This window comes from Streptomyces sp. NPDC007162 (genome assembly GCF_040634175.1).
Classification (GTDB): domain Bacteria; phylum Actinomycetota; class Actinomycetes; order Streptomycetales; family Streptomycetaceae; genus Streptomyces.
Map to the genome: position 1 here is coordinate 1 of NZ_JBEYFC010000666.1, position 4,180 is coordinate 4,180.

Genomic DNA, 4,180 nt, shown 5'->3' on the forward strand with positions numbered 1-4,180 from the left:
GGGGACGCGGAGCGCGGAGACGTGCCGCACGCGCGCGTGGCCGGCGCCGGTCACCTGCGGCTGGGTGCCCTTCTGGGCGGCGAACAGCGGTCGGGTTGTTGATGCTGCCGCCGCCTCCGCCGCCGGCGGCGACGAGGAGGCGGCAGTCCGTGGTGGGGTTGCCCGACAGGACGCAGCCGCTGTTGTCCGCGGTCTGGAGGCTGGTGGCACCGCCACCGCCCCCACCCGGGTTGGTGATGTCGGCGGCACCGGAGCCGCCGGAGCCGCCGCCGTTGAAGCCGCCCGCGCCGGTGCTGCTGCCCGCGCAGCCGACCTCGACGTGGAGTACCTGGCCAGGGGTGACGGTCAGGCCGGCGCCGGTGACGGTGCCGCCGTTGCCTCCGGCCCCGCCGGTGCTGCCACCGGTGTCGGCGCCGTTGGCACCGGGGGCCCCGACGGCGTCCACCACGATGGAGGCCACACCCGCGGGGACCGTGAACGTCTGGTCGCCGTGGGTGCAGACGAAGGAGACCGACTGGGGCTGCCGTCGCAGACCTGCCTTGCCCGTCGAGGTGGGGAAGGTGTGCGCGACGCGAACCGTGGACGCCGTCGGCAGGGCGAAAGCGGACGTCGCGGTCACGGGAACCGTGACACTGCCGGCGATGACGCCACAGACCAGGGTCAACGCCGCACGCCCCGCCCGACGACCAGGAAGAGCGCGGCCGGACAACAGGCGTGCTGCCCGTCCGTACCCGACGATGGTGGAAACGGCCATGAGATGAATCCGGAACCCTTTCTGACCACGGCGCACTCCAGCCACCCGCACACACACCGACTCCGGTCAGGGCGGGGGTACGGGGCGCGGACGCGCACAGAGAAGGCCTCACGGCAGCAACCCACCACCGTGAGGAGCCCACCACATCCCGCTGCCGGAACAGGCAGGTACGCGAACGAGACGGACCGCCCCATAAAATGACAGCCCGTCAGGCAAGGTCATCCACACCACACCGCGCATGCCCCCCATCCAGACCAGCACGAGGCCGGACGGGGCGGACGCCCCGGCGCCCCGACCGGCCCCGGAAGCCCGTGCCGCGGGCGGCGGAGCCGGCCGGACTCGAACCGGCGTCCTCGCGATTTCGGAGACCGCGCGCGACTACCTCTGCGCTACGGCTCCGCCCTGAGCCCCCCTGAGCCCCCCGGAGCCCGCCCTTCTGGCCGTGCCGCTGCTGGTTGTCAGGAGGCGGTACGACTGTCCGCTTCGGCCTGGGCGATGGCTTCGGCCTCGCTGTCGGCCAGGGCGAGTGCGACACCGAACGCTCGGGCTATGTGGCTCGCGGCCGACATGACCCGTGCTGTCCCGACGACGGGAGCTATGGCGACGAGCAGGTCCTGCAGCTGCTCGACCGTGAACTCGGCCTTGATCGCGGGATTGACGTGGGCCAGGTAGGAGACCGCTGGTGCATCCATGGCCACGAGTGCTGCGATACGGGAGAGGATCAGAGTCCGCTCGTCCATGTGGCAGTGCTCGATGGAGTCGATCGTCATGGCGGCGATCGTGTCAAGTACGGGAGTCTCGGATGCAGTAGCCATGGTTGGGCCGCCTCCTTGCGCTGTAGGGAGTTGACTGCCGCCTAAAGCGGGACCCCCCTGTGCAACCGGCTGTCGCGACTCAAGCTTAGGTACGCACGGGTTGTTGCGCGCGTCGAAGGCCGCACGAGCGCTGTGCCCCCGGCAGGATTCGACACCCGCGACACCCGCTGGGGGAGTTTCCTTCGGTTGGGCCGAGGCCTGCGGAAGCGCCGGCTGCGCCCGGCCTTCCGTCAGCGAATGGATCTGCACAGCAAAGGCGCAACTGCGGCACAGGCGAGTTCGATTGGCGCGGATTTGTCGCAGTCGGAGCACGCGTGACAACAGCTGCCGGTTTCACTGTGCGGCACGACATGTAGAGAGGCTGCCCTCAATTCGTGTGCATGCGCGCACGGATGCATGGTCGACCCTCGCAACTGCCCTGCTGGCAGCGATGACCGACTGGATGCCGGGCATGCTCCGTGATTTGATCCTTCGCGCCGCAGGGATCGCGCCAAGGTGTCCGGAAACGGACGGCGCAGGCTGCGGTCGCGGCCGGCCGTCTGTCCCCACCTCGGCCGCTCCCCCTTGAGGATCCATACGAAGGGCAGTTTCATGATGAACTCCGCTCCCCAGGTTCAGACCCTCGAAATCTCCGACGCCGAGCTCGACACCGTCTCCGGTGGCCTGAGCCCGCAGGCCGGTATCACCGCCGGTCCCACGGCGATCAGCAGCTCGGACCTCGTGGCTCAGGTCGGCGCGGTCAAGGACGAGGTCCTGGACACCGTCGGCCAGTACCACCAGGTGGGACTCACCGTTTCCTTCTGACCGCCGGATCTGCGACAAGCCCCCTACCCGTGGGTCTCCTCCGGCAGGGGGCTTCGTCGTCAGGGTTTTCCACCTGGTCGTCCTGGGCGACCGCCGAGCGGCCTCGCACGGCCCGGACACGGGCCCGTCGGTCCCTGCGACGGTTGTCTCGTCGCCGCCGACAACGCGGTGCTCGCCAAGGTCCTGGCGACCTCGCCGTCCTCGGCCACCTTCGGACCGACGGTGACCTTCTGGAACACCGTCGCCAAGCCCGGCACCTCGGACCTGTTCGCCCTGAGGGCGTCCGACGTGGCCGGCAACACCGGTGGCGCCTCCGTCTACCGGACGCCGAACATCATCCAGGAGACCTCCACCACCCATACCGGCACCTGGACGCACCGGAGCGGCACCAGCTACCTGGGCGGCTACTCCTACAGCTCCTCGTCCGCCGGCGCCTCGATCAGCTGGACCTTCACCGGCCGCTCGGTGGCCTGGATCGTCTCGCGGGCCTCCACGTCCGGCCAGGTGAACATCTACGTGGACCAAGACCTGGTCCAGCTCCGCCAACCACACGCTGAAGATCGTCGTGGTCGGCACCTCCGGCCGCCCGGCCGTCACCACCGACGGCATCGCAACCATCGGCTGACCGGTCGGCCGCACCTCACACCGGAGCCCTCCGCCCGCGAGGCTTTGGCCGCAGTTCCGTGAAAGCGCAGGTCAGCATGACAGTGGTCGGCCGTCTTGTGATGATCGACGGCTCGGCCGGTTCACGCCTGGAACTCGGTGAGATCGATGGCGTGAACGCGCAGCGGGTAGCCGTACACCGGGTGTGTCCTCTCCGGCCCGGGCACCATGCCGAGCTTGCGGATGACGTTCTCGGAGGCGTTGTCCCCCACCCGGTTGATGCTGATGACGCGGTCCAGGCCGCGGTCCTGGAGCGCGAACTCCAACGTCGCGTGCGCGGCTTCGGAGGCGTATCCCTGGCCCCAGAACTGTGAGCCGAGCCGCCAGCTGATCGCCACGGCGGGCATCACCTCCGGCAGGAACTCGGGCACGGACAGTCCCGTGAAGCCGATCAGTTCGCCCGACGCCAGCAGTTCGACGGCGAAGAGTCCAAAGCCCTCAACGTCCCACTCCTCCTCCCACCGCTCGATGTCCTCGGCCGTTTGCTCCAGGTCACGCACCGAGCCGTCGTCGATCCAGCGCATGACCCGGGGGTCCGCGTTGATGTCCGCCATCGGCGCGAGGTCGTCGTCGTGCCAGCCTCGGAGGAGGAGGCGAGGTGTGCGGATCTCGGTCATACGTCCATCCTGCCGAAGGCAAGCGCCTCATCGGTAATCCGGTGCTCGCCCGCGCTGCCGCTCCGCAACCACAAGCCGGCAAGCGGCCTGCACCGCACACCGTGACGGGCGAGAGCCCGGGGCCGACGGCCGGCCGGACGACGCGCCACTTCGACAGCGGGGTCGAGAGGTACGACCGATTCGGCGGCAGCCCGCCGCAGCACCAATACCCTCGGCCTCACCGACCTTCAGTGGACGACTCACATCTCCCCTTTCCTCGACCCGACAAGGAGCCGCCACATGCGGACCGCGCCGGCATGCGCCAGCTCGTACCTTCATCCGGGGCAGAGTGGCTGGTGGGGAACGGAAGGCACTTGGTTCTGCCAGCCAGTGGGGTGAGTTGCCCCGAGTTTCGTAGCGGCCGGTTTCTCTGGTTTTAGGCGGCGTTTGGGGCAGGGCGGTTTCAAAGTCTGATCGTTGGTGCGTCTGTGCTGGTCAGCGGAGTCCGAGGAGAGCCAGGGGACGGGTGAATGGCTCGTAGGACATTT

4 protein-coding genes, 1 tRNA gene and 1 pseudogene are annotated in these 4,180 nt (G+C 69.1%); 2 read left to right on the top strand and 4 right to left on the bottom strand.

Annotation, left to right across the window (positions count from 1 at the left end; genetic code table 11):
- From ABZ646_RS41625 to ABZ646_RS41635, 3 genes and pseudogenes are all read right to left on the bottom strand, one after another.
- A pseudogene (locus ABZ646_RS41625) lies at window positions 1–619 on the bottom strand (hypothetical protein); the annotation flags it as partial.
- Window positions 620–1,078: 459 nt separating this feature from the next.
- A tRNA-Arg gene (locus ABZ646_RS41630) sits at window positions 1,079–1,153 on the bottom strand.
- A gap of 59 nt (window positions 1,154–1,212) precedes the next feature.
- Window positions 1,213–1,569, bottom strand: coding sequence for a carboxymuconolactone decarboxylase family protein (locus tag ABZ646_RS41635; RefSeq protein WP_360531491.1), 357 nt, complete (start codon window positions 1,567–1,569; stop codon window positions 1,213–1,215).
- A 594-nt stretch (window positions 1,570–2,163) separates the two neighbouring features.
- Between ABZ646_RS41635 and ABZ646_RS41640 the strand changes: the two genes are divergently transcribed.
- Window positions 2,164–2,373: a hypothetical protein gene (locus ABZ646_RS41640; protein WP_360531500.1), complete on the top strand. Its 210-nt coding sequence runs from the start codon at window positions 2,164–2,166 to the stop codon at window positions 2,371–2,373.
- 168 nt (window positions 2,374–2,541) lie between these two features.
- The gene (locus tag ABZ646_RS41645) at window positions 2,542–3,060 is read left to right on the top strand and encodes a hypothetical protein (protein ID WP_360531494.1); all 519 of its coding nucleotides are present in this window, start codon (window positions 2,542–2,544) and stop codon (window positions 3,058–3,060) included.
- Between the two features lie 59 nt (window positions 3,061–3,119).
- Here ABZ646_RS41645 and ABZ646_RS41650 read toward each other — a convergent pair whose 3' ends face one another.
- Window positions 3,120–3,653, bottom strand: coding sequence for a GNAT family N-acetyltransferase (locus ABZ646_RS41650; RefSeq protein ID WP_360531497.1), 534 nt, complete (start codon window positions 3,651–3,653; stop codon window positions 3,120–3,122).
- Window positions 3,654–4,180: the final 527 nt, after the last annotated feature.

What these genes read in the sequence shown, in the direction of transcription:
- ABZ646_RS41635 (WP_360531491.1), bottom strand. Translation starts at nt 1,569, where the DNA reads ATGGCTACTGCATCCGAGACTCCCGTACTTGACACGATCGCCGCCATG.
- ABZ646_RS41640 (WP_360531500.1), top strand. Translation starts at nt 2,164, where the DNA reads ATGAACTCCGCTCCCCAGGTTCAGACCCTCGAAATCTCCGACGCCGAG.
- ABZ646_RS41650 (WP_360531497.1), bottom strand. Translation starts at nt 3,653, where the DNA reads ATGACCGAGATCCGCACACCTCGCCTCCTCCTCCGAGGCTGGCACGAC.